Annotated in this window: 21 protein-coding genes; 5 read left to right on the forward strand and 16 right to left on the reverse strand. The window is 45.3% G+C overall.

Going from position 1 to position 24,479, the window contains the following annotated elements:
• From H7T88_RS19075 to rpiA, 8 genes are all read right to left on the reverse strand, one after another.
• On the reverse strand, positions 1-409 hold a 409-nt coding region (locus H7T88_RS19075; RefSeq protein WP_221789870.1), incomplete at its 3' end, for a class I SAM-dependent methyltransferase.
• Between the two features lie 42 nt (positions 410-451).
• Complete coding sequence (locus H7T88_RS19080; RefSeq protein WP_221789871.1) at positions 452-781, reverse strand: hypothetical protein; 330 nt, start codon at positions 779-781, stop codon at positions 452-454.
• Positions 782-810: 29 nt separating this feature from the next.
• On the reverse strand, positions 811-1,755 hold the full coding sequence (locus tag H7T88_RS19085; protein WP_221789873.1) for an alpha/beta hydrolase: 945 nt from the start codon (positions 1,753-1,755) through the stop codon (positions 811-813).
• A gap of 83 nt (positions 1,756-1,838) precedes the next feature.
• Positions 1,839-3,602 (reverse strand): ATP-binding protein, encoded by a 1,764-nt coding sequence (locus H7T88_RS19090; protein ID WP_221789875.1) that lies wholly within the window; start codon positions 3,600-3,602, stop codon positions 1,839-1,841.
• 15 nt (positions 3,603-3,617) lie between these two features.
• Positions 3,618-4,706: a cobalamin B12-binding domain-containing protein gene (locus H7T88_RS19095; RefSeq protein WP_221789877.1), complete on the reverse strand. Its 1,089-nt coding sequence runs from the start codon at positions 4,704-4,706 to the stop codon at positions 3,618-3,620.
• Between the two features lie 211 nt (positions 4,707-4,917).
• Complete coding sequence (locus tag H7T88_RS19100; protein WP_123064387.1) at positions 4,918-5,379, reverse strand: MarR family winged helix-turn-helix transcriptional regulator; 462 nt, start codon at positions 5,377-5,379, stop codon at positions 4,918-4,920.
• A 15-nt stretch (positions 5,380-5,394) separates the two neighbouring features.
• Positions 5,395-5,994, reverse strand: coding sequence for a GNAT family N-acetyltransferase (locus H7T88_RS19105; protein ID WP_221789879.1), 600 nt, complete (start codon positions 5,992-5,994; stop codon positions 5,395-5,397).
• A 34-nt stretch (positions 5,995-6,028) separates the two neighbouring features.
• Entirely contained in the window at positions 6,029-6,700 is a 672-nt protein-coding gene (rpiA, locus tag H7T88_RS19110) for a ribose-5-phosphate isomerase RpiA (protein WP_221789880.1), read from the reverse strand.
• A 510-nt stretch (positions 6,701-7,210) separates the two neighbouring features.
• Here rpiA and H7T88_RS19115 point away from each other — a divergent pair.
• Together H7T88_RS19115 and H7T88_RS19120 are read left to right on the forward strand one after the other, a co-directional pair.
• Positions 7,211-8,956, forward strand: coding sequence for a methyl-accepting chemotaxis protein (locus H7T88_RS19115; protein WP_090923961.1), 1,746 nt, complete (start codon positions 7,211-7,213; stop codon positions 8,954-8,956).
• 43 nt (positions 8,957-8,999) lie between these two features.
• On the forward strand, positions 9,000-12,704 hold the full coding sequence (locus tag H7T88_RS19120) for a non-ribosomal peptide synthetase family protein (protein WP_221789881.1): 3,705 nt from the start codon (positions 9,000-9,002) through the stop codon (positions 12,702-12,704).
• Positions 12,705-12,862: 158 nt separating this feature from the next.
• On the opposite strand, the gene H7T88_RS19125 is transcribed toward H7T88_RS19120, so the two are convergent.
• The 4 genes from H7T88_RS19125 to H7T88_RS19135 all read right to left on the reverse strand — a co-directional run bounded on the left by H7T88_RS19125 (position 12,863) and on the right by H7T88_RS19135 (position 14,868).
• Positions 12,863-13,483 carry a TraX family protein gene (locus tag H7T88_RS19125; protein WP_260511012.1) on the reverse strand — a complete coding sequence of 207 codons (621 nt, stop codon included), beginning with the start codon at positions 13,481-13,483 and terminating at the stop codon, positions 12,863-12,865.
• A 53-nt stretch (positions 13,484-13,536) separates the two neighbouring features.
• Complete coding sequence (locus tag H7T88_RS19130; protein WP_221789882.1) at positions 13,537-14,019, reverse strand: GNAT family N-acetyltransferase; 483 nt, start codon at positions 14,017-14,019, stop codon at positions 13,537-13,539.
• Complete coding sequence (locus tag H7T88_RS28825; protein ID WP_260511013.1) at positions 14,009-14,140, reverse strand: hypothetical protein; 132 nt, start codon at positions 14,138-14,140, stop codon at positions 14,009-14,011. The genes H7T88_RS19130 and H7T88_RS28825 overlap by 11 nt, the downstream gene beginning before the upstream one ends.
• Before the next feature lie 254 nt (positions 14,141-14,394).
• Complete coding sequence (locus H7T88_RS19135) at positions 14,395-14,868, reverse strand: RbsD/FucU family protein (RefSeq protein WP_154886452.1); 474 nt, start codon at positions 14,866-14,868, stop codon at positions 14,395-14,397.
• A 165-nt stretch (positions 14,869-15,033) separates the two neighbouring features.
• Between H7T88_RS19135 and H7T88_RS19140 the strand changes: the two genes are divergently transcribed.
• Together H7T88_RS19140 and H7T88_RS19145 are read left to right on the forward strand one after the other, a co-directional pair.
• Positions 15,034-15,501, forward strand: a complete 468-nt coding sequence (locus H7T88_RS19140) for a MarR family winged helix-turn-helix transcriptional regulator (protein ID WP_312027640.1) — start codon at positions 15,034-15,036, stop codon at positions 15,499-15,501.
• A gap of 29 nt (positions 15,502-15,530) precedes the next feature.
• Positions 15,531-16,877, forward strand: coding sequence for an MFS transporter (locus H7T88_RS19145; protein ID WP_221789883.1), 1,347 nt, complete (start codon positions 15,531-15,533; stop codon positions 16,875-16,877).
• Positions 16,878-17,093: 216 nt separating this feature from the next.
• Here H7T88_RS19145 and bcbE read toward each other — a convergent pair whose 3' ends face one another.
• From bcbE to yicI, 3 genes are all read right to left on the reverse strand, one after another.
• Positions 17,094-18,473, reverse strand: coding sequence for a bacillibactin exporter BcbE (bcbE, locus tag H7T88_RS19150; protein ID WP_221789884.1), 1,380 nt, complete (start codon positions 18,471-18,473; stop codon positions 17,094-17,096).
• Between the two features lie 95 nt (positions 18,474-18,568).
• Entirely contained in the window at positions 18,569-19,651 is a 1,083-nt protein-coding gene (locus H7T88_RS19155) for a phosphotransferase family protein (RefSeq protein ID WP_221789885.1), read from the reverse strand.
• Positions 19,652-19,768: 117 nt separating this feature from the next.
• Positions 19,769-22,087: an alpha-xylosidase gene (yicI, locus tag H7T88_RS19160; protein WP_221789886.1), complete on the reverse strand. Its 2,319-nt coding sequence runs from the start codon at positions 22,085-22,087 to the stop codon at positions 19,769-19,771.
• A 169-nt stretch (positions 22,088-22,256) separates the two neighbouring features.
• Here yicI and H7T88_RS19165 point away from each other — a divergent pair, with 169 nt between their 5' ends.
• Complete coding sequence (locus H7T88_RS19165) at positions 22,257-23,192, forward strand: helix-turn-helix transcriptional regulator (RefSeq protein WP_312027641.1); 936 nt, start codon at positions 22,257-22,259, stop codon at positions 23,190-23,192.
• Positions 23,193-23,335: 143 nt separating this feature from the next.
• On the opposite strand, the gene H7T88_RS19170 is transcribed toward H7T88_RS19165, so the two are convergent.
• Entirely contained in the window at positions 23,336-24,265 is a 930-nt protein-coding gene (locus H7T88_RS19170; protein ID WP_221789887.1) for a hypothetical protein, read from the reverse strand.
• Between the last annotated feature and the right edge of the window lie 214 nt (positions 24,266-24,479).

A 24,479-nucleotide genomic window follows, 5' to 3' on the forward strand; every position in this document is an offset into this window, starting at 1 on the left:
ATGTGTGTTCGAGACAGGAACAGGCCGCAATAAAGTCAAAAGCTTTCGGTTGAATCCGGTAATGCTCAACATCTGCTTTTTCGGCCTGAACGATGTGATCCACCTCATACTGTTTCGCATACTTGTGAAGTCCGTCTACCGCTTCATCCAACAGATCCACGCCAATAACCTCGCTGTTTGTATCTGCCAGACGTTGTGCAATCGGAATCGTATGTCTGCCCACACCACATCCCAGGTCAAGTACACGTAATTCCTGTTTATGAACAAGCAAACGTTCCAACATCTCCATCACCATAGGCATGGGTCTGGACATCCATGTTCCGTCTTCAAACAATTCATTGTTTTTATAAAAGTTAGAATGATATCCCGCTTCGGCTTGACGAGCAGCCTCAAATTGTTCTTCCCGCATTCAGTTACCTCCTGCAATGGATTTAGACCTTTACAGTAACGTTCACCTAAAAACGAAGAAAAGAATCATATAAATTACTATCATAATTAAACTGGCCGTGACAAGTATTTTCCCCGCATCCCGTTTACTGGCATAGTCATTAAACAACAGTATTCCACCAATGGTCATCGCAATGGGCGCAAAAAATATCGTCATGATCACGAGCAGCACCATAGAATAACGATCCAATGTCGATTCTTCATACTCCGACATATATGGCTGATCTGGCTTGGCCGTTTTGGTCGTTACCATATTGCCGCACGACTTACATTTGAATTCATCTTCTCTCATAGGTTGATGACAATACGAGCATTCTCTTGAAAAACGTGGCATATCTATCTCCCTCCATCGGTGAACCGGTCTCAAAGTGGCATATGTTTCTGCAAAAAAGCTCCCAGCACCGCTTTATATTTCTCGCGATCAACCTGAAAGGCCGTTCCGTGACCTGCACGAGGAATCGTCAGCAGTTCCTTCTCTGACTTACACACTTCGTACAAGCGATACACCATTTCCGTTGGTACAAACAGGTCCGCCTCACCATGGATGAAGAGCACCGGAACGTTAACTTTGGCGAGTTGTTTCAGTGCAGATGCTTCTTTAAATGAGTATCCGGCTTTCCATTTTGTAATCAAACTGGTCACCGGAATGAATGGAAAGGGTGGTAGCTTGTACAACTGCTTCAACTGGAACGTCAATTCCTCCTCAACCGATGTATAGGCACAGTCCGATACAATGGCTCTGACCTGATCAGGCAGCTCTTCCCCGCCTGTCATCAGCACAGTCGCACCTCCCATCGATATGCCATGCAGAATAATATCTGTATTTAGTCCTGCATGTCCCAGCACCCATCCGATCCACTGAACATAATCTTTCCGATCTAACCAGCCAAATCCGATGACCTCTCCTTCACTCTGACCATGTCCGCGATCATCCGGCATTAATACGTGATAACCCAGGGTTTCAGCGTAAAATCGGGCGAAGCCCGCCATTTCTCTGCCTTTCCCCGAGTAGCCATGAGCCAGAATAACTGTCTTTGCAGACTTGTTCTTGGAAGGAAGCCAGATGCCAGAGAGTCTCAATCCATCTTGAGACTGGATGGTAACGGTCTTGGTATCCTGAGCATCAAGCCATTGTAAATCAGCAACCGTACTGATCAGTTCATCTTCCACTTCCGTCTTAAGATTGGGGTTATCCGCCAAAAATGTTTTCGGCGTACGCCGAATCGCTGTCTTGAAGAAATAAAGTCCTCCAACCCACAGCAGAGCTATGATGATGATGATGAGAGCCGCCAGCCCGTAAAATATCATGTAAAAAATCCTCCATTTCAGTCTATGAGTTAAAGCGACTCCATATTTAAATCAATTATAATGCCGTCATAACCTAGCATGCTTCAACTTTTATTAGCCTGCTGCAGCGCTCCGCAAGCAGCCTGGTACGCGGGAAGTAGCTTATCAAGCAGTGGTTCTGCTTGATGGGTTAGTTCCTGTTTCGCGTATTTCTCAATCTGGCTGAACAACGTTGAGAGATAACTAATTCCGAGGCTTAGACTTCCTGATTTCAAGTCGTGGGCAGTCTCGGCCGCCGCCTTATGATCGGCTGAAACAACATGTCTGCGCAAGTCCTCAATTTTACCTGGCGTTTCCGCCCGGTACATCTCCAGCAACATACTGAGCAACGTTTGGCTCCCATCCGTATTTAATTCAGCAATCTCACGGACAACGTCCAAATTCAGAATCTGTACAGGTTTCGATGCCGAGTGCCACTTCCGAATGGTCGTATCGAGCACCTCTAAGGTAAATGGCTTACCGATAAAGTCATTCATTCCAGCCTCATAACACTTGTCCTTCTCACTTTGCATTACATTGCCTGTCATTGCAATAATCGGCGTCGATGGACGCATCTCATCCTGCTCTATTGCACGAATCTGGCGTGTTGCTTCAATCCCGTCCATAACGGGCATCATACTATCCATCAAGATCAGACTGTATGTTTTATCACGAAACGCATTTACAGCCTCTTCCCCACTGGATACACATTCGAGTTCAGTAAAACCCAGCTTTTTGAGTTGCAGTTGAACAAGCTGACGGTTAATAACATTATCATCAGCCAGTAGAATGGGCAAGGTGCGAGCATCTTGCTCAGGTGCATCCTTAGAGCTGTTCTTCGTCGCATCGCCAACATCGTTTTTGGCATCATTTGCAAGATCCGAAGTTTCGTCAGCTACCGTTAACTGGGCACTCTCTTTGCTTTCCACCATGTGTAGCCCAAGTTCAAGCTCAAACCAGAAAATGGAACCTTCCCCTTCCTTACTCCTGATTCCGATCTCTCCGTTCATTAATTGAACAAGTGACTTGCAGATCGATAAACCAAGACCTGTACCCTCATACTCTTTCGAACGTCCCTGCTCTGTCTGCATATAGGGTTCGAACAAACTTATCTGATCTTCTTCTGAAATACCAATTCCCGTATCATGCACCTCGAAGCGTACAAGCTGAGTGCGTGCCTGCTGCCTTACAAGCTTAACTTCCACCTTAACATATCCATCGGTAGTGAATTTGTTTGCGTTCTGAATCAGGTTAATCAATATTTGTGTAATTCGGGTGGAATCTCCTTCAAGCACGGCGGCGACTTCTGGGTCACAATCCATGATCATGCGATTTCTTTTCTTATCAATCTGGGGCTTAAGCAGACGCAAGATGTAATCCATAATCTCTTGGAGCTTTACCTCTCCCTGATCAAGACGCAATTGACCTGCTTCAAGCTTGGAAAAATCCAGAAGATCCTGAATTAATTTGAGCAAAAGCTTGGCTGCCTCCTGGATAACAATTACTGAATCCTTCTGCTCCTCCGATAAAGGCGATAACGCTAACAACTCAGCCATCCCCAATATTCCGTTTAACGGTGTCCGAAAGTCGTGGCTGATGACCGCCATAAAAGCACTTTTGGATTCGTCAGATGCTACAGCCTTCTGACGTGCTGACTCAAGACCCGCATTGTTCTTGGAAAGTTGCCGCTGAAGCGTCACAAGCTCATTATTCATATCAGAAAATGCTGAAAGAGTGCGTTCCTCTTGCTCCTTGCTTCGAATCAGTTGGTCAGATAACTGCTCAATCGTTTTACGCAGTCTCTGTATCTCTTCATTGTCACTCGGCATCCCTTCATCCCTTTCCTATTCACTTGCCGTACTTACATTGTCAAGCGACACCGGATGATTAAGCAGACGCTCAGCAATAGCAACAGCCTCTTCTGCTCCAGGTGCATAACCATCAGCACCGACTGTTCGCCATAATTCCTTGTCTATATTAAACGGATAACCGCCAACCATCACTTTGACATGAGCCGTTTCTGCATGGTTGCGAATACGTTCAATCAACTCTTTAGCCAGATGAAGATGATAAGTCATCGTCACCGAAATCGCTATTACATCACTCTCATGTCGCTTGATTGCTTCCACAATGCTTCCATTCGGGACATTGGCTCCAAGATAATACGTATCCCAGCCTTCCATTTCGAATACATCTGTAAGCATGCGTAACCCAATCTCGTGCTGTTCACTCCCCACACAGGCTGCAACCAGTTTTTTTCCCTTATTCGGTCCAATCAGCCATCTAGAGTACAAACGAGAAATAAATGATTGTGTTGCCGCTGTGCAAAAGTGTTCCTGACCAACACTAATCTGTCCCCGTTGCCACAACCGGCCGATCTCGTATTGAACAGGCTGAAAAATGTAGCGATACATATCGCGGATCGTTGCACCATCATTCAGTTCTGACTCTACAATTTCGAAAGCTTCCTTGCGTTTATTATCTAGCAAATGTTGCAAATACGTCTTTGCTTCGAGCCCGTAGGGCATGGATGCATGAATAAAGCTGGCCTGGGTATCCATATGCTTCATTACATCGATCCCCATCTCCAGATATTCCAACAGAAACTCACGGTGAGGTTGTTCGATTTCTTCATTTAACGCCTCTTTAATCAACTGAAGATTCATTTCCAGATCTTCCGTAGATACCTGATAGCCGGCAAGCAGAACTTTTAACCACGATATATAGTGAGTGAACAAACCGGGACTTTTCACAAGCACACTTTCTGCCAGATAGCTCAGACTGTACTGTGAGTCCTGCTTGGTTCTTATTTTTCCAATTGGACCGAAACGTTCCATTAAGTCGGGCTGCAAACGATACTGCATTTCGGTTATTTTCTCAGCCAAGATTTCTGCATCTTGAAGTAAACGTTCTCCGGCCTCCCGATGACTCATCGACGCATTCCTCCTTTGCCCTGCATCCTGTGCTGCATAAATCTATATCATGTATATCATTCCGTTTAGGAAACTCTACTTATCTAGTATACATGAAGAGTTCTATATCATTTCGATGATATAAAACAATCTTCCTATATTATGTAGCTATACGCAAGCCATATAGCCAGTATCCGAGGTATGTTGAAGACACAAAAAAAACGGATCCACGTTATATACGCAGGTCCGTTTTGCCTTCTGCAGCAAGCCCTAGTTTCTTCAGTAGGCGTATCGCCTCAACTTTTTCGGATGGTTCAAGCCCCTCCAGAATGTCAATAATGACTTGATGATGCTGTGGAAATATTTGCGTGAATAACTGTTTCCCTTCTTCCGTCAATTCCGCATATATAACCCGGCGATCCTCCTTGGAGGGACGCCGAAAAAGCAAATTCTTGTTTTGTAACTTGTCAACAACATACGTAATATTGCCACTAGACATCAATACTTTTTCACCGATCTTTTGCAAAGCCTGTGGTCCTTTATGATATAACAAGTCAAGTACTCCGAATTCTGTGGAATTGAGTCCATGGCTTTGGATGTCCCGATTGGAACGTGATGTCACTGAATTGTATGCGCGAATAAGAACCACAAACAATTGCAATGACAACTCCCGGTTATCCTCCGTTTTCAGCATTTCTATAATCCTCCATCAGTTATATACATTTCCGTCCGTTTCACCGGATAACTTCTGCTCCCACTCCTCGCGGAGCATGCCCATCCGAATTGAATCATAATACTCTCCAAGAACGAGCCGGCATTTCCGCATCCGCCCCTCGATTTGCAGTCCGATCTTTGTTGCAGCCTGCATCATTCGCTCATTACCAGACCACGTAGTCAGTCCAACCCTCACGATGGGCAGATTTTCAAATAAATGACCTGACCACATATAAAGTGAACGTGTACCGATCCCCCTCCCCCATCGAGAAGGTTTGTAGATGATAATTCCCATCTCAAGCCACATCGATAACGGATCTTCAATATAATAACTGATCATTCCAACGATTTCTCCGTCTGCCTCAATGATACGAAGGGATGCTGGCCGCCCTGCTTTTTGATCTGCTTCCAACCGTGCAAGTGTATGCTGCACAAAACGCTCGTATGGCTCATGCTCCAGCGGATAATAAGGTGCATCCCACTTTTTCCATTCGGGATTGTCATCCTTATAAATCAGCTCATATAGTTCAGTAAGGTCATCTTGCTCCACGATTCGAAGAACAAGCTCATCATCTCTAAGGGTAAATTCTCTCATTCTAGATCATGACACCAACTTTCCGTCAAATTCGTTACGGACGGTGAAGTTCGTCGATAGTGCCGTCTTCTTTGGCAATGATCACAACGTCCGCCATCTTCACAAATAGTCCATTATCCACGACACCTGGTAACATATTCAGTTGTACGTTAAGTTCGGAAGCATCGGCAATGGACCCCAGATGGCAGTCTGCAATCAGATTTCCGTTATCCGTAAGGTATTGTTTTTGCCCATCCATCCGCCACTCTGGCTGACATCCCATATTCTCAAGCGCCTGAAAAGTCCATTCCGATGCAAAGGGTACAACCTCGACCGGTAAAGGGAATTTCCCCAGTTTTTGTACAGCCTTGCTACCGTCAGCAACAATGATCAGCTTATCGCTATTTGCTGCCACTATTTTTTCACGCAATAGAGCTCCGCCACCGCCTTTGATCAGGTTAAAATCCGGATCCACTTCATCCGCCCCATCAATCGTCAGATCTAGTCGTCCAATCTGGTCAAAAGGAATAATCGGAATACCCCATTCTCGTGCCAGCTTGTCTGAAGCCTCTGAGGTAGCTACTGCCTGAATGTTCAGACCTTCCCGAACCCGCTCCCCAATTCGACATATCGCATAATATGCGGTTGAGCCTGTGCCCAAACCAACTTTCATTCCATCTTCAACGAACGCTGCCGCATGTTCTGCTGCAATCTGCTTCAGATTCATTATTTAACCCCCGCCTGCTCATTAATTTGTATAAACCATTATGTAGTTATTATAGATAAAACCTCATCCGATGTATATCCAAGCTTCCTGAACAGATTAAGATCGGCTTTCTGATGATAAATGGTGTAATTTTTCCCGCTATGTTATAGAATACAGAATGAAACTAAAAAATGGCAATTTTTAAAAATAAACAGTACTAATTACCTATAAAAAGAAAGATATGTCCATAAATACGTAAAATATTAAAAAAGTTTTAACAAAACTATTCAAATTAACGACATTTTACACGACATAATAGATATAGATGTGTTTTAATAATTAGACACACTGGTTTCAAAAGGTACATAAGTCTTGCATAGTGACTAAGAAAACCAAGACCATTGTCGCACTTTCCCTTTAGAAGGAGATGACAGAATGAAGTAACTTTTTGCTCCAAAAGCGCATCTTACAGATTTTTAATTTACAGAAGATCAGGAGTGGAGTTTAGTGAAATCATTGAGTTGGAAAAACATGTCGTTTTTCTCTAAGAACCTATTGCTCTCATTTACCAACATCATCATTATTGGCGTGGCTCTGATTGCAAGCAGTTATTACTTCCAAAGAACGATTCTGGTTGATCAACTGCATGGACAAGTAGCGCAGATTACGAAAAAGTGGGCTCAAGATATCAATGCGGCAGATGTACAAACTGCAATTACAGAGCGCAGCTACGAAGGTACTGCTCAGACGAAACTAAGAGCTTATTTCGACGAAATGCAAAAATATTATCCTAACATTGCACAAGCCTATATCTTCGGTGTGGAGCTTGGCGGCGACAACAAACGGTTAACTTCCCTTGTTGCGATGCCAACAAACCTGAGAGAGGCTTTTCAGAGCGACAATGTAAATATTGGCGATATGTACGAACAACCTGTCGTTGTAGCCAATGCTCTGAAAGAGATGCTAAATACCGATCGTCCAACGTTCACCACCTTTTATTCCGATGACTTCGGAACCTGGACGACCATTGCTTATCCGATCAAAGACAGCAACGGCAAAATTTTCGCATACTTCGCTGTGGATGCGGATGCCAGCGCAGTTCCAAAAGGTCTGAATTCCTTGTTATTAAATGGAGTTATTATTCTGGTAGCGTTCTTGCTTCTGTTCCTCATTATTCAATATCTTGTCGTGAAAAATACCCTCTCTCCGATTCGTCATCTGATCAAAGGCATCGATGAAGTCAGCAGAGGTAATCTGGATGTCAACATCCCGACAGGAAAAGACGATCTGGGACTTGTAAACGAAAAATTCAATGTCATGGTACGCCGTATCAACGACACGATCGTTAAAGTGCAAATGACCTCCCAGGAAGTAAACCAGTCTGCGAAGGAACTCTATGAAGTCTCTGAGCGCAACAGTGAAAATGCAGACTCCATTAACAATAACGTTACTCATATTAGTACAAACATCCGTTCACAAGAACAGGCTACCCGTGATAGTGCACGCGCGATGTCCGAGATGGCTACCGTAATCCAGACCATTGCGAGTAGTTCCGCAAGTGTTGCGGACGAAGCCTATGAGATGGAGCGTCGTTCACAACAAGGTAATACTGTAGTTCGTCAGGTATCCGAGCAAATGAACCTGATTACGCAATCTGTGAAAAATACAGCTTCAGCGATCGAAGTGCTGGAGAGCCGTTCACAGGAAATCGGTGATATTCTGAACATAATCTCGGGGATCTCAAGCCAAACTAATTTGCTTGCTCTTAATGCATCCATTGAGGCGGCTCGTGTAGGTGAAGAAGGAAGAGGTTTTGCGGTAGTTGCTGGCGAAGTACGTAAGCTCGCCGAACAGTCCGAACAGGCAACCAGTCAGGTTGGCGTATTGATTCAAGAGATTCAGGCCGGTATTAAACAAGCTGTACAAGCCATGGAACAAGGTACTTCTGAAGTAGATACAGGTCTCTCCGTAGCGGATCAAACCGGTCAATTATTTGATGAAATCCTGGAAGCAGCGAAAAAGGTATCCCACCAAATCCAGGAAGTTTCAAGTGCAACCCAGGAAATTTCAGCAGGCACAGAAGAGATGACCGCAACAGCGGATGACTTGTCTGCAAGTGTAAGCAAGACAGCTGATAGCAGTGAAAAAATCTCTGTATCTGTAGACGAGCAAAAGGCTTCTCTGATTACGCTGGTAGACTCCTCTACTCGACTCAACGATATGTCTGAAGAACTACAGGAATTGATTTCTCATTTCAATGTAAGCAAACAGCAATAAAAAAATAACTAACACTCGGTTTCAACCAAGGAGGATACCTGAAGTGATTGAAAACCAATCTTTCTCCCACTCCGTGGAATCTGGCTTGCCTGTTCTTCAGATTCCATTGGATTATGGACGTCGCCAGCAAACATTCTCTTATGAGTCTACTCATATTACATTGAAAGCGTCATTGAGTCGTGAACTTAATCAGAAGTTTGGGGAACAGATGGTGTACCCTGCATTCCTTTCAGCTTATGCAGCCTTGTTATTCCGATTGTCTGCTGAAGAGGAGCTCGCGATTGGAGTACTTGCTCCGGATCAGGCAGCTTCTTATCTTTCATTAGAGCTTCAGGGCAAGACAACTTTCAGTGAATTATTCGAACAGATTACACGGCAACTTCAGATTCCTTATACACAACAAACCGGAGGATATCCTGAGACACTGTTTATGCTAAACAGTGTCCAGTTGCCTCAGGCACCTCAGGTGATGAATTGGAACGTTCGTTATGATCAGAACGAGATGATTCTCGATCTGTTTTATGACCGTTCGTTGTTACAAGAATCAACGATATTGCGATATGCGGAGTATTTTCAAACATTACTTCTCGCTCTCTTGCGTGATGATCACAAAGCAATCGGTGCAGTAGACATACTGACTGCTTCAGACCGATTGCTCTATCGGGAAATGAATGACACCGCGGTACTTGAGCCAGCGCATCCGACCATCCATGGCTGGTTTGAAGCCGTCGCTGCGGCATACCCGAATTCTCCGGCGATTACCTCACTTTCAGCGAGTTATACGTACCGGGAATTAAATGAACGCGCGAATCAGGTTGCTCGCGTGTTAATATCCAACGGATTAAAGCAAGGTGAATTTGTCAGTATTTTTATGGATCGCAGCCTGGATACGATTATCTCGTTGCTCGGTGTTCTTAAAGCAGGCGGTGCCTACGTGCCGATTGATCCCGAACATCCGCAAGAACGGAACAGTTACATTGTCGAAGATACGGCTTCTCCGTTTGTACTGACAACAGAAGCCTCGTTCGATCAAGCTAAAGCATTGTTTTCCGGCATTTCTACGGTACGTCACATTCTTTCCGTGGACGGACGACTTGCAGGATTTGCTGCCAGCAATCCGAACCTGGATATCAAACCTGATGATCTCGCTTACGTCATCTATACTTCAGGCTCTACTGGCAGACCGAAAGGCGCACTGATCGCTCACCGGGGTGTCACCAATCTGGGCAGTGTTGTACAGCGTGACTGCGACATTCAACCTGGCGATGTATTAACGCAGTTTGCCACATACAGCTTCGATGCATCCGTATGGGATACGATCGGTGCTCTGTTCTATGGAGCCGAGCTTTATCTGTTATCGGCGGAAGAACGAGTATCTATTGAAGAGTTTGCAAGTGCAATCCAAAGAACAGGGACGACCATTATTACGATATTGCCAACGATTTTCTTTAATCAACTGGCCTCTTATCTGTCAGATGAAGGCTTTCATAAACTGGAAAAAGTGCGTATCATCACCGTAGCTGGAGAAGCTCTCTACGGGGAGCAGGTTCGGGCTTTCCAACGCAAATTTGGCAATCAGATTGACATCGTTAATGTATATGGACCAACAGAATGCACCGTGGCCACCACGACACACCGGATCAGTGAACAGGTCCCAGGACACGTTGTTAATATTCCGATTGGCAGACCTATTCATAATTACAAAGTATACATTGTCAACGAAGAACACCAGCTATGCCCTGTAGGCGTACCAGGCGAAGTGTATATCGCAACTCCTGCACTTGCCAAAGGGTACTTGAACCTGCCAGAACGCACAGAGCAATCCTTTATTGATAATCCGTTTGCGATTGGTGAGAAAATCTACAAGTCCGGTGATATTGCCAAAATGCTGGATACCGGATTACTGGAATATGTGGGACGCAGTGACTCTCAGCTGAAAATTCGGGGTCACCGAATCGAAATCGGTGAAATCGAAGATCATCTGGCCAGACTGGAACAGATCCAGGATGTTGCCGTTATTGCAAAGAAGGAAGCGGACGGCCAAAACATGCTCGTGGGTTACTTTACGTCCAAAGATGGAAGCACCCTTTCCGTAACGGATATCAAAGCAACACTTTCAGAGAAACTACCATCGTACTTCGTACCCAAATGGATTTGCCAGCTGGATGAGATGCCTATTGCACCAACAGGGAAAATCAACCGCAAGGCCATGGTGTCCATGCCACATGCTGAACGTCATACCGATCAGCCAGACCGCGTGATGCCTGAGACAGAAACGGAATCTATACTCTTCCATGCTTGGAAGGAGATTTTACAACACGAAGAATTTGGTGTCGAAGACAGTTTCTTCAGTATTGGTGGCGACTCCCTGCGAGTCATCCATGTACTGGTTCTTCTGAAACCACATTATCCGCAGCTGAAAATCGCTGATTTCTTTGCAGAAAAAACAATTCGTGCTCTTGCTCGCCGAGCCATACTTTTAACGGAGCAACGTGAACCAGCGAATCGGACAACCACTGCAAATGGCATCATCACGCAGCTTTCCGAACATCCGGTGGAACTGTCTCCACAGCTTGGATATCCGAACATTCTTCAGCCTGAGCATGTGCTATTGACGGGTGCGACCGGTTATCTGGGCTCACATGTACTGCAACAGTTAATTGTGACGTCTTCGGCACGGATCTACGCGCTTGTTCGTCGCCCAAGCGATGGCACGACAGCAATGGCACGTTTAAGCAAAGTGATGCAAGGTTATTTCGGCAAACAACTTGCTGACCAGCTTGAAGATCGTGTTGTGATTGTTGAGGGGAATTTGGAGGAAAAGAACCTGGGTCTTGCCGCTGAGCAACAATCGTTGCTTGAGTCAAGGATTGACCGTATCATTCACTGCGCGGCTGATGTTCGTCATTTCGGGGAGGCGGCACAGTTCGCTAAAACCAATGTCGAAGGCACAGTTGCTCTGCTAGACCTGATACGTAACAAAAAAGGGGCTTCGTTCCATCACATATCAACGATGGGCATACCCGAAGATCTGGCCCTCAGTGGACAATGGGAATCGACATTGCAATATGACCGTTTCCCGGAAGATTTACATGTGGACAACGTTTACTCCGACAGTAAGCTCGAAGCGGAGAAAGTACTCATGACCGCCGCAGAAGAAGGCGTGCCAGTCAGTATCTACCGTGCAGGCAACCTGACATGTGATTCTCGTACAGGTCGTTTTCAGACCAATATCGATAGCAATGCGATCTACCGCATGATCAAAGCAATGTTATTGCTGGGCAAAGCGCCTGCCGCGGACTGGCTGATGGACTTTACCCCGATCAATTATGCCAGCGAAGCAATCGTGCATCTGGCCTTACGTCAGGATACAGCCGGACGTGTATTCCATATCTGTAATCCAGAGCCGATTCGGTATGATGCCTTGGTAGAAGCCGTGAAGCGTGCAGGTTACGATGTCGAAACGATGCCGTTTGAAGACTACCAACACTGGCTGTTTGATACAACCATTGCCAAAGAGCCGGAAGCTCTGCAACTTGCGATCGCTCAGTTGGAAGGTGACGGAGCGAAGGATTCAGCATATGCCTATGCATCGCCGGTAACAACGGCTTACGTTGAACCAGCTGGAATCTTCTGCGCCAAGACCGATGAGCGTTTCATTCATACCATGCTGGACTATGCAGTTCAGATCGGTTATTTCCCCGCAGCGATCCGTCCGAATTATGGTACAACAACGGTTGCAGATTAAACGATATGTCGGATAACGATATCAATAGAAAGAAATATAGCAAAAGCCACTCTATCGCTACGGCGATAAGTGGCTTTTTTGTATAAAGATGAGTTAAAATTGATAGTTGATCATCATAAGCGTTACCCCTTTTATACGCTATCTTTGCATCACAAAAACTATAGCCAGCGGATTATTGCAATGATAGCAAGATGAGCCGGATAGAAATAACGCCAGATCCACCGGGGTCCTTTCAAACGGAAACCTGCCTGGTAGTACTGTGCAATAGCAATACCAGTTGTTGCAATTACGCTGTACATCTGCAGAAAACTATGGTGCAGCATCAGGTAAAGGGCATTTAATATAACATGTGCCATAACCAGCACCGGCCCTTTGAAATAACGGAATAACAGCACGAGAAGCAGACCATACATACCATAATCCATATGTGACCATTCCATTACCCATCCCGCCCCGATCGCAATCGGGATACTAATCAGCTTCGAAGGAAGCTTATCTAGGGCCAGCAGAACAAGCAGTGCCGACCACAGGGTCCAAACCACATTCAGTGAAAAATGATTAAACGCAGCCATAAACGGAACCTGGGAAATTACTGCAATCCAGAATAACCGCCATATGTATTTCTGAACATTACGTGTATGCTTGTAGCCGATAAATACGGCAAAGGCATAGATTGGAAAAGCGATACGACCGATGATTCTCAGTTCAACCACATGTGGAAAAAACACAGCTCCGATATGATCTATCAACATCGTAATCATCGCAATCCACTGCATCATATCTGGTTATCCCTCCTCATCCCGACAATACCAGATGATCTATAGCATTTTAATCAGGATTCATGTTCACGCTCGACGTTACATTCATAATACATGAAGCTTTGATCCTGTGTATATCCTTCGGATTCATATAATGCTTGTGCCTGCCGATTGCTGATCGCCGTAGAAAGTACAATACGAAGAATCTGCTGTTTCTTCGCTTGCTTCATCACGGCCTGCATCAGCTTTCGGGCTATCCCCTGCTGCCGATATGTTGAATCCACGAACAGGTCATTCAGAATCCAGATCGGTCCCATCGAGACAGAACTATAACTCGGATAAATCTGTACCAACCCCAGGGCTGTATCAGGCACCTTTGATTCTTCGTTACACTCAGCAACAAAAATCATTGATTCTTGCTTACTCATTCGTTCTTTAATGAAAAAGGTAGCTGTCTCTAGATCCGAATGTTGACCATAAAATATGCGGTACTCATTAAAAAGTCTCGATACTTCCGAAATATCATTTAAAGTCGCTTGTCTAATTTTAATTGTCATTCTCTTTGTATTTTCCACGTACTTTTTTCCCCTCTTTCGCTTCATTCTTTTCCTTACGATACATCCCTCGAATCAAATCTTCCTTAAGTTCATTGTAAAAGAAATCATACCTTTCCCCCATTCATCAACAGGCGTAAAGTTTGCATTTATGTCCCCTTTCCCGAAACATGCCAGGCATAAAGTATATTTCTACCCAATTGTTGCACACTATAGTGATCGTTGTTCACTGACAAATACGGTAACCATTGCTTGAAGTGGCTGCACGAACCGAATTCGGATCAGACTTGATCAGCAGATCGTAAGCGGAATGATCAGGCAAACGTAAAAAAACGACGAAAGCCTCGCCAGCTCCGTCGCCCTAAACGCATATGGATTTTAATAGGTTTCTGAATTCAGCCGCTCTTGAACATGTCCTGGTTCAGGGAAAATAACTCCCTTTTTTAAAATGAGGTTTGCATACTGAGCACGTTCACCCGTTGCAACAATGACATAAGCTTTGGCGGCACGATCATAAAAATCAAAACGATCCTCGTATTCAAGTGCTTCGCTCATATCCTCGTACTCCTCGATTAACCGCCGATAATCTTCCCAGATGATCGGAATGACCGGATCACCTTTAACCACCTGCATGACAGCGGCTGGTCGCTCTACATAGGTGTCTAGCGGAAATAGCTGTAATATAGCTTCCAATAGCTGCACAGTGCCTATGCCATCACAGCGTACTAAACGTTCAGCATGACTGGCTGCAGGGAAGTTCGCATCCGTTAGCACAAGTTCATCCCCATGTCCCATTTCGGACATCAGTTTAAGCAACTCTGGCGGGAGGATCGCAGGAATATTTTTCAGCATGATTAAACGCTCCTTACATAACAAATTTTTTATTACTTTGGAAGCCGTTTCATCCCTATTCTAGCAGGATTTTTAACGTTTTGCATCGATGTGCTCCACTCCTGCGGCACTACCATTTCCTTTGACAAAATTACTTGTTACACATATAGTTGTTATAACAACTATATGAATTTTAGAGACATTTTCTACGGAAGCGAGGTTCATCAATACATGGATTATTCTCTGGAGCAGTCCGTCGGATTTATGCTCGGACTCACCCACCGCAAAACATCTGCCCTTCTAGCGGCACAATTTAAACCCTACGATATTACCACAGAGCAATTTTCTGTGCTTTTTAATGTGGTACGTAAGGAAGGCGTTAATCAGAAAGAAATGGCAGGATTTGTGTTCAAAGACCAGCCCACCACCGCACGGATTATCGATTTACTGGAGAAAAAAGGCTGGGTCGAGCGCCGCACGAGCGACCAGGACCGTAGAGCCTATCTGCTGTATCCTACCAAAGATGGCAAAGCATTAATTGATGTGCTTGTTCCAATTGAAAGAGAAATGAATAAAAAACTTGCTGAAGGTATACCGGAAGACCAGATGGAAGCATTTAAACATACTCTTTCCCTCATTAATCACAATCTGTAACTATTACAACTCAGGGGGAATGTTTCACCATGAAAGAACAATCTGCACCTGTCCGATTATGGACGACCGATTTTATTTTGCTCATGCTGTGTAATTTTCTATTATTTCTGCAGCTACACATGATCGTTTCACCATTACCTTCCTATGTACAGGATCGATTCCATGCCAATGCATTTCAAGTCAGCCTGTTCACCTGCCTGTTTGCATTAAGTGCCATCGTAGCACGACTCTTTTCTGCGAAAGCGCTTGAGAAAGGTTTTCGTAATGCGATGATCTATATTGGCTTGTCTGTAGCCCTGCTTGCTACGCTCGGCTATTATTTTGCTGCGGGTATCGCTGTTCTGCTTCTGCTCCGCATGGTGTTTGGGGTTGGATTCGGGCTCAGCAGCACTGCATTTCCAACCATGGCATCTGATATTGTACCCGTCAAACGAATGGGCGAAGGCATGGGTTACTTTGGATTGTCCACCAGTCTGGCGATGTCCATGGGGCCGATTATCGGTGTCACTTTGCTACAAGGAGCTGGGTTTGTCACCCTTATGCTCAGTACAGCCGGAGTGATTGCTGTGATCTATCCACTCAGTTACAGCCTGACACGTAAAAAAATAGCCAAGAAAAAGACTACGCAGGCTATTTCGATGCAATCGTCACATCAAGAGCAAGCTACTCGCGATGTTGCATCTGTTTCAGGAGCAAAACCGAGTTCTAAAGAAAAGGCTCCGTTTAACCGAAAACTGATCCTTCCAAGTGTGCTGAACGGTTTGCTGTCTATTACCTACGGCGGATTGGTTGGATTTATCGTTTTGTATGGCAAAGAAGCGCATCTCGCTAACCCAGCGCTGTTTTTCCTGTTTAATGCACTGGCTGTTCTACTCGTCAGACCGTTCGCCGGTCGAATTTACGACAGTAAGGGTCCTAAAGCTTTATTGATTCCTGGGGCAATATGTATCGCACTTGGACTTGTCACGCTTTCCTGGGCAACGACGATGCCCATCTTGTTTGTCGCTGCTTTTATCTATGGTATTGGATATGGCTCTATGCAATCATCCATACAGACCTGGATGATTCAAGTCGTCGCCCCTGCTCAAAGGGGGATGGCGAACGGGATGTTTTTGAACACACTTGATTTTGGTATTGCTACGGGTGCACTTTTGCTTGGCGCTATCGCTTCCTTGACAAGTTATACGGAAATGTACCGCTACTCTGTTTTATTTATGGCATTGTTCCTGCTGATCTATCTGATTCAGGGTAAACGAAGTGGCAGTTTCCAGATCGAAACGCATCCGCTGTTATCCCATACACATATCACGGCAACGGGTAGCGCTGCTTCACATGATACGAATGATGTGCAAGTAGCACCTGATAAAAGAAACTAATAGATAATTACGTTTTCCTTCATAATATGTATTTACTGAGGTTCTTACCTTAACATGGGTGTTCATAAAAATATCCACACTGACAATATCACCTGTGACGTTGTCAGTACAAAAAACGCGTTTACATCTGGCAAGCAGCTACGCTGCTTTCTGAGACGTAAACGCGTTTTCAGGTTCAGGTTTCCCTTTAACGTAAGGGAGCATTCCATCCACCCATCAGTAAGGACTTTTTTTGCGGCGCAGTGGCGAAGGTCTGTATCCTTGGTCGGTTTCACTTTCTTGCACACGCCTTTTGCGTAGCTTATCTTGACCGTCTTGCTTCTCTTTATAACCGTGCTTGTCTTCTTCGTCCTGCTTCTCCTGATCATCTTGCTTCTCATCACTGCCAGAAGTAGGCTCACCTCTCTTCTCTGGTTTAACCGCCAGCAATGTGAGCAGACCTCCGACAGCACCTGACGCAGCCAGAATGCCAAAAAGCAAAAAATGGTGGGAACCAATCAACAAAGAAACAACGGGTGGACCGAGCGATACGCCGATAAAACGCATGCTACTGAACAGGGCTGTAATGGTACCACGTTGCTTTTTGTCTACACCTTCTGTAATCAACGTGTCGAGGCATGGCAGTGCAGCACCAATACCCGCACTCCCTAGGGTGAACAATCCCACCACAACGTAAATATTATCGAACATGCCGATGATCCCCAGCGATACCGTTACCAAAGCTAGTCCGGCAAAACCGAGCCATTTCATGCGTGATTTATTTTTACCAATCCACTTGCCTGCCAAAAACGAAGCCAGACATAACGATGCCAGAGGGATGGCCAAAACCAGTCCTTTGACTACACCTTTGAGCGCAAACTCACTCTCCAGCGTCTCAGAAAGATAATATAGGACGCCAAAAATAAGAAACATACAAATTCCACCGATCGCAAACAAAGCGTACAACCAGCGTCCCTTTACTTTGAGAACGTCACGGATAGAAGCAACAAATTCCGAAAATGTAGGCGGTTTTTCCTTCCTCTTCGGTGTTTTCACCAAAAATACTACGAGCACAAGTGAAATGAGACATAGTACTGGAATCGCTAAAAACGGCGAATACCACAACCACACCGCCAGCGCAGCACCTAGAATCGGACTAAGCACTTTGCCAAAGGTGTTTGAAGTTTCAATAATACCCAGACTTTTGCTAACCTCATCTTCATTCTTGAACATATCTCCAACAAGAGGGATGACAATCGGAAATGCGCCTGCTGCACCCACTCCCTGCAAAAACCTTCCCCCAAGAATCGTCCAATAGGCGATATTACCGCTCATGAACCATGCGGCAATCCCGGCCACTGCACCTCCGGCTGCTGCAATGACAAGACTGGGAATAATCACGGCTTTCCTGCCGAATCGATCCGATAAATATCCTGCCAATGGAATGAGCAAGATGGCCACTACAGCATATACCGTTATTAGCATACTGACCTTGAATGAAGATACCTTCAATTCCCGTTCAATCTGTGGCAAAATCGGTATAAGCATGGAGTTCCCCAGTGTCATAATAACAGGGATGGAAGCAAGTGCGACAAGGTCCCACTTTTTATCAGACATACCCTAACCACCTTCGCAGATTCTACACACAACAGCGTTATTGTTGGTTAATCCGGGGGTGATTATTCAGCATATGTCAAAATGGATAGGTTCCATTAGCGGAATTGTTCGATCTTCCACTTTTCCAACAAATCCAACGTACGCTCCTCAAATATTCGGCCATCTTCCGGTTGGTCTACCTGATGCTGATGAACGTAAGCGTTAAAGTATGAGGACAATAGACGATACGCAAGCCGGCGTGCTTGCCCTTCTGGTGAGGATTCAAGGGAACGGCCGTAACCTGCGTGAAATGCGGCAGAATCCGTGTTGAGGATGGCCTCGTATTCCCGATCGGCGAACATCGAGCGATCTCCATCAATAACAGCGGCAATGCTCATTCCCCCTTGTTTACCGTGCACAAGCACATTTGCTGCCCATAGGTCATTATGGACAAGCACAGGTTGTTTAATTTGATCAAAAAGAGCTTTATTTTGCTTGAAGATTGCCGTAATCTTCTCGCCTATGCCAGGCATAAACCCTACTAGGGCCGCTTTTTTGCTTGTTTCATCAGCGATAGCTATCAACACCTCAGACCAGTGCTCCGATCCGCGAATCGTACCATCCGCCTGAGGCCAACCGAATAATGCTCCTTCGATCCGATGCATGGTGGCTGTGTACATGCCTAATTGGGTATACAAATGATTTTTGTCTTTCTCTTCGATAGACGCATCATCAAGCTGCACGCTTGGGATAAACGCCATAAACATATAGGTTCGCGGAACATCCTGAGCGCTGTCATCACAAGCCAGTACTTCCGGTGCAGGAATACCTGCCTTACGGTAATGCTCATAGACGACAGGTTCCGAGGCCATCATTGTGCGTTCAAATGAAAATAACGGATCACGCTCGGTTAGTTGCTCACCCTTTTCGTTTGCCAGTTGCAGTGGTTGTATACCCTCCGGTGCAAGGCGCAAAATGACGTCCGTAATCGCCGTATGCTCCAGTTGGATGCGATACGTCGTGTTAAACAAACCACCCTGCAGCAGTCCGTACTGTTTTACGACAACGTGATCTCCAAAATGTCGATGTACCAGTGCATGCAAAACTTCTGCTGATATTGGGCTATGTAAGCCCGAATGTTGGTGCTGGTTCTGATTCGGATTCGGATGCTGTTGGTTGTCTGAGTGTTGGTGTGCCATATTGTATTGCCTCCCACTTTCCGTTCTCTCCTTGAAGGAACTATCCATTTATTTCGTATAAATAAACAAACAGACGGCGCCTTCAGGCACCGTCCCTTTATGGTCTATTCTAACATGTTACAGCTCAATTGTAAGTTGGCTTGCACCTGCTGATGCCGTTACGATGATGCCTTGCTCGCCAGCTTCTTGTGATCCGCCATCCACGTTGGATACGGAATCAATGCCCCGAAGCACGATTTTCCATGGCTTGCCTGCACCTTCAGCACGAACTTCCAGCTTCGAACCGTTACGTGTGGCGGTCACTTGCAACTCACGCTCAGCACTTTGATTTACAACAACCGCTTGCGCTGTCTGCCCATCAGCAAGTTCAAACAAATGCAATGATACGTTGTCCGCAAAATCGTAATCCGGCTTGCTGTCTATCGCACCTACCGCGATCAAACTGTTCGGTCTGATCATCATTGGCAGTGTTTTGAAGTCATGATTTTCACTGATCCAGCACCCACCTTGAACTTTTACCCCTGTCAGATAATTGGTCCATGTACCTTCTGGCAGGTAATAACGAACGTTACCTTCTTTGTTGAAGATCGGTGCAACCAGGATAGAATCTCCGAACATGTACTGTAAGTCAAGTGTCGCACAAGTCGGATCATCTGGATATTCCAGCACCATCGCCCGCATCATTGGCAATCCCTGTACAGAGGACTCTACCGCGGAATTAAACAGGTACGGCATCAGACTAAGCTTCAGCTTCGTAAAGTCACGCACAACATCGACAGCCTCTTCATCGAACAACCAAGGCACACGATACGATTCGTTACCGTGCAGGCGGCTGTGTGAAGAGAGTAACCCGAACTGTACCCAACGTTTGTATACATCAGGCTCGGCTGTCGCTTCAAAACCGCTGATGTCATGGCTCCAGAAGCCAAACCCGGAAAGACCGAGCGACAATCCACCGCGCAGTGATTCTGCCATGGACGAATAGTTGGACGAGCAATCGCCACCCCAATGTACGGGGAATTGTTGACCACCTACGGTTGCTGAGCGGGCAAACAGAGCGGCTTCGTTTTTACCCAGGTTTTCTTCAAGTACATCAAATACCGCTTTGTTGTATAAGAAGGTATAATAGTTGTGCATTTTCACCGGATCGGAACCGTCATAATACACAACATCGGTCGGAATTCTTTCGCCAAAGTCGGTCTTGAAGCAGTCCACGCCCTGGTCAATCAAACCTTTCAGCTTGTCTTTGTACCATGAAGTTGCCTCTGGGTTCGTGAAGTCCACCAGCCCCATGCCCGCCTGCCATTTATCCCACTGCCATACACTGCCATCGGCTGTCTTGACAAGATAACCTTTTTCCATACCTTCATCGAACAGAATGGATTTCTCGGCAATATACGGGTTAATCCACGCACAGATTTTGAGTCCCTTGTCCTTCAACCGTCTCAACATGCCTTCCGGATCAGGGAACATATTTTTGTCCCATTCAAAATCACACCATTGATATTCCTTCATCCAGAAGCAGTCGAAGTGGAATACGGATAGTGGCAGATCACGTTCAGCCATGCCATCGACAAAATGATTAACGGTCGCTTCATCATAATCTGTCGTAAACGATGTCGTCAGCCACAAACCAAATGTCCATGCCGGCGGCAGAGCCGGTTTACCTGTGAGCTTAGTGTAGTTATCCAGCACCTCTTTCGGATTAGCACCGCCGATAATGAAATATTCCAGCGTCTCACCCTGAACACTGAACTGCACTTTCGATACATTCTCGGAAGCGATCTCATAGGATACCTTCTCAGGATGGTTGACGAATACGCCGTATCCTCTGTTCGATAGATAAAACGGAATGTTCTTGTAGGCCTGTTCACTGCTTGTACCGCCATCCTCATTCCAGATATCCACGACCTGACCATTTTTCACAAACGGAGTGAATCGTTCACCAAGGCCATAGACATACTCGCCCACGCCCAGCTCCAGTTGTTCCCGGAAGAACGTACCTTCTGATGCTGACTCAATGTACGCTGGGCCTCTCCAGCCGCTTCCTGTCAGGCGTTTTTCATTATAGTGGAAGCCGATATCCCAGCCTTTTGTTTTGTTCACGGTTACACGAAGATTTCCGCTTTTCAGTTCTGCACCGTTCTCATCCTGCGCAATTTGCACATCGGTATTTAGCGTGTTCAGTTCAAACTCGGGGCCTGGATTAACTTTGCCCTTATGGTGGTTCAATTGCACACGAATGACATCAGGCATCGGGGAGCTGTAGGTTGCTTTGAGCAGCGTTCCGTTCAGTGTATCGCCTTTGCGCTCAATGCGTTTCGTTGCTGCATATACAGTAAAGGAATCACCCTTTTGTACAATATCTCGAATATCCGCCGGATTTTGAACATGATATCCGTCGCGGATCTGCCAGTAGCCATCGGTAAATTTCATCTTGGATTACCTCCTTCGGTTATACTATAATGATATTGATATTAATGACGATTTTCTTCTTGGATTTTGATCATTTATATCAGTATTTTGATATTCCAAACGTAATTCTGACGAATTCCTATAATAATTTGCAAACGATTACATCTATTTATATGCATAAGGAGGTTCCATGATGGAATGGGAACATTTACGGGAAGATCGAATCCACGGCAATGCCATGTATCCGGTCAGTGTGTATCCCGACATTCAGCAATTAAATGGGGACAGCATTCTCGATTGCCATTGGCATGATGAGATGGAGTTTACGATGGTGACGCAAGGCTCTGCTGTGTTTCAAATTGACATGAACCGGGTTGAGGTGAAGGCCGGAGAGGCTGTTTTTATTCATCGAGGTGAGATTCATGCAGGATATCTGATGGGCGATGAGCCTTGTATATTTTCTTCCATTGTGTTTCATTCGGATCTGCTCGGTAGTCATACGTTTGATGCGGTGCAGGAGAAGTTTATTGGACCTATTTTGCGAAAAAGTATACAGCTCCCCTATCACATTACAGCTAATGAAGCTTGGGGTTCAGAAGTTCTGGCCTACCTGAAACGCATCTTCGCAGATCACGCGAGCGGGACAGACACCTGTGAGATATCCACGAAAGCCTATCTCTATCTCATGCTTGCTCGCATGTTTGAACAGCGGAAGGTGCTTCCGCTCAAAAGCGCAGTTAACGGGGGCACACCGGATAAGATGGAGCGTCTAAAATTAGTGCTCAGTTACATTCATAAGCATTATCCTGAACCGCTGAAGCTGAAAGACCTGGCGGATGAAGCCAATATGAGCGAGGGACATTTCTGTCGTTTTTTCAAAAAGTTGGTGCAGAAGAGCCCTGTCGATTACATCAATTATTATCGGGTACAGCAGGCCTGCGCACAGCTGGAGAATACGGATCATAAGATTGTTGATATCGCTATGGATGTTGGATTTGAGCATTTGAGTTATTTCATTACTACCTTTAAGAAACACAAGAACACAACACCGTCTCAGTATCGTAAAATATTTTCCGAAAATATCACACTGGTGCCTGTTGCGTTTACAGAGACTTTGCTGGTTTAAAAAAGGAATGAATCACATCGACGGTTACCATTGATGAGTTTTTGCTAGAATATATGTTTACAAGGTCAACAAAAAGGTGCCTTCAGCACGTAAGCTGCAAGCACCTTTTATTTACGTTAACCTCTATTGTTTGGTGGCTTGCTCTACTTTCTTAACGTCTTCCATGAAGAATACTCATGTACAGAAAAGCCATTAAAGGAAGCGTGGGCACTCGCCATTTTCTCTACCAGCTTCAACTGTTCTTCCATGTAGGCGTCCCCCTCTTCGTAAAAGGTAATAAAGTCGCCTTCCTTGCTTTGCTTCGTTTCCACCGCAATCGATATTTTCTTACCTACAGAGGCCGCATCGATAAGTTCGTCCTTTGCCACATTGTAGATAGCAGCAGCTGTATCCCGATAAGCCATAATCGTAATGGAATCAAATTTGCGGATCATCCAGCTACTCACAGCCATCGTTGATCCTGGAATTTTGTAATTGTCCAGCCAGAACGGCAGATCAGCGGCAACAGGCATCTTCATACGCGCAGCACGGTCTACAATATAATTTACATTTCCCTGCCACTGCGTAATGACGCTGGCTTGATTGATCTTCCACTGCGGATGCACATGAGGTTCAATGTCCAGATGAATACCTGCAAATTTCTCGTTAGCCAGTGCCTGTGCCTGATAAGCTTCAATCCAGTCCATAAAGGAAGCTATCTGTTCCCTGCTTTCAGTCAGTCCCCAAGCGGAACGTCCATCCATGATATCCACAGCGATATTTTGAGCCCGTGCAAGACGGATAAAGTTCTTATATTCAGGGATTTTAATGTCCCGGTTCATCTGCAGATAGATCGTATTAATGTTGTTGGCCTTAGCAAAACTTAAAATATCCTGCGCATTATTTCGGATTTGAGTCGTATCCCACACCCACGTCCCCCGCACAGGCCGATCCAGCTTGCCATGTATTGTGGCATAACTGTCTACCGGTTCTACCGAACCTACCGCATCCACTCGGGTAGAACAGGCTGTGCTTAAACACAGTACCAGACAACTCATCAGCAGAATAAAACGAAATTCTTTTTTGGTTTTCATATTTGTACACTCCCTTGAAGTTATGGCAGCTCTTACGTATAAATCCGGGTGAAAGGATGTCGTTTAGGATTCATTTTTTGCATCATTACGGAAGTTCCATGAATTTAAACTGCTTTTATACGCAACATCACCTTTAAGACTCACGACGAAAGAATCATATAACTTATTTCGGGAATTCACAGTTCTGAATATATAGTCCAAAAGTCACAAAATT

It is taken from the genome of Paenibacillus cucumis (ex Kampfer et al. 2016) (genome assembly GCF_019748695.1).
Taxonomy (GTDB): domain Bacteria; phylum Bacillota; class Bacilli; order Paenibacillales; family Paenibacillaceae; genus Paenibacillus; species Paenibacillus polysaccharolyticus.

Coding starts and splice junctions, on each gene's coding strand:
- H7T88_RS19080 (WP_221789871.1), bottom strand. CDS start 781: ATGCCACGTTTTTCAAGAGAATGCTCGTATTGTCATCAACCTATGAGA.
- H7T88_RS19085 (WP_221789873.1), bottom strand. CDS start 1,755: ATGATATTTTACGGGCTGGCGGCTCTCATCATCATCATCATAGCTCTG.
- H7T88_RS19090 (WP_221789875.1), bottom strand. CDS start 3,602: ATGCCGAGTGACAATGAAGAGATACAGAGACTGCGTAAAACGATTGAG.
- H7T88_RS19095 (WP_221789877.1), bottom strand. CDS start 4,706: ATGAGTCATCGGGAGGCCGGAGAACGTTTACTTCAAGATGCAGAAATC.
- H7T88_RS19100 (WP_123064387.1), bottom strand. CDS start 5,379: ATGCTGAAAACGGAGGATAACCGGGAGTTGTCATTGCAATTGTTTGTG.
- H7T88_RS19105 (WP_221789879.1), bottom strand. CDS start 5,994: ATGAGAGAATTTACCCTTAGAGATGATGAGCTTGTTCTTCGAATCGTG.
- rpiA (WP_221789880.1), bottom strand. CDS start 6,700: ATGAATCTGAAGCAGATTGCAGCAGAACATGCGGCAGCGTTCGTTGAA.
- H7T88_RS19115 (WP_090923961.1), top strand. CDS start 7,211: ATGTCGTTTTTCTCTAAGAACCTATTGCTCTCATTTACCAACATCATC.
- H7T88_RS19125 (WP_260511012.1), bottom strand. CDS start 13,483: ATGATGCAGTGGATTGCGATGATTACGATGTTGATAGATCATATCGGA.
- H7T88_RS19130 (WP_221789882.1), bottom strand. CDS start 14,019: ATGACAATTAAAATTAGACAAGCGACTTTAAATGATATTTCGGAAGTA.
- H7T88_RS28825 (WP_260511013.1), bottom strand. CDS start 14,140: ATGGGGGAAAGGTATGATTTCTTTTACAATGAACTTAAGGAAGATTTG.
- H7T88_RS19135 (WP_154886452.1), bottom strand. CDS start 14,868: ATGCTGAAAAATATTCCTGCGATCCTCCCGCCAGAGTTGCTTAAACTG.
- H7T88_RS19140 (WP_312027640.1), top strand. CDS start 15,034: ATGAATTTTAGAGACATTTTCTACGGAAGCGAGGTTCATCAATACATG.
- H7T88_RS19145 (WP_221789883.1), top strand. CDS start 15,531: ATGAAAGAACAATCTGCACCTGTCCGATTATGGACGACCGATTTTATT.
- bcbE (WP_221789884.1), bottom strand. CDS start 18,473: ATGTCTGATAAAAAGTGGGACCTTGTCGCACTTGCTTCCATCCCTGTT.
- H7T88_RS19155 (WP_221789885.1), bottom strand. CDS start 19,651: ATGGCACACCAACACTCAGACAACCAACAGCATCCGAATCCGAATCAG.
- yicI (WP_221789886.1), bottom strand. CDS start 22,087: ATGAAATTTACCGATGGCTACTGGCAGATCCGCGACGGATATCATGTT.
- H7T88_RS19165 (WP_312027641.1), top strand. CDS start 22,257: ATGATGGAATGGGAACATTTACGGGAAGATCGAATCCACGGCAATGCC.
- H7T88_RS19170 (WP_221789887.1), bottom strand. CDS start 24,265: ATGAAAACCAAAAAAGAATTTCGTTTTATTCTGCTGATGAGTTGTCTG.